The 608-nt window shown below is 44.7% G+C and carries 1 protein-coding gene and 1 pseudogene; both read right to left on the bottom strand.

Annotated features, from left to right (window positions below; translation table 11 throughout):
- A pseudogene (locus tag RTW80_RS26890) lies at nt 1–74 on the bottom strand (site-specific DNA-methyltransferase); the annotation flags it as partial.
- Between the two features lie 149 nt (nt 75–223).
- Nucleotides 224–418 carry a hypothetical protein gene (locus RTW80_RS26895; RefSeq protein ID WP_001355891.1) on the bottom strand — a complete coding sequence of 65 codons (195 nt, stop codon included), beginning with the start codon at nt 416–418 and terminating at the stop codon, nt 224–226.
- Nucleotides 419–608 lie beyond the last annotated feature (190 nt).

The raw sequence follows: 608 nt of genomic DNA on the forward strand, positions 1-608 counted from the left end.
GGCAGGGACTGAATAAAATGCAGGCAATCAGCGTTGATTAAATCAACACTGTTTATTTTTACAGTATTTTTCATGGATCAGTAAGCGTAACTCTGGTAGGCTCACTCTGCTTTTGCGCTAAAGCAGTGGGCCGTGGTTCGCTTGTGACCAGTAAGCATGAGCGAATGGCTGGCAGGTGCTACCAACACCCACCAGCCGCCCATTTTCACAAATTAAAAGTCCTTCATTGCTGAAGGCGTCTGTAACAGCCGAACTGGTAATCTGCCAGCCCCGCCATAACCAACTGGGTCAGTATTAACTGACAGCGTTCGCGTGAAAGATATGTGTTTTGTGCAATCTCCCCGACTGTTGCCGGTTCGATGCTTAATTCATTAAAAACAACTTTCGCCGTTTCTGTCATATCTTGCTGTTTTAGCATGTCTTTTTTCCTTCTGGTTAACATGACATACCAATAACTCTTGTCTAAAAAGCCAGCAAGATAAAAAGTCAGTATTCACGACCACCAGCGTGTTTACCGTACTGCACCAGGTTTACAGGTACAAAAAAACCCGCTCGACGGCGGGTTTAAGTTGTGTGGCGAAGTAACCACTCTTAACACAATACAATAC

This window comes from Escherichia sp. AM3, assembly GCF_032029835.1.
Lineage (GTDB): Bacteria > Pseudomonadota > Gammaproteobacteria > Enterobacterales > Enterobacteriaceae > Escherichia > Escherichia coli.

Excerpts from the sequence above, each read along its gene's own strand:
- RTW80_RS26895 (WP_001355891.1), bottom strand. The coding sequence starts at position 418 with ATGCTAAAACAGCAAGATATGACAGAAACGGCGAAAGTTGTTTTTAAT.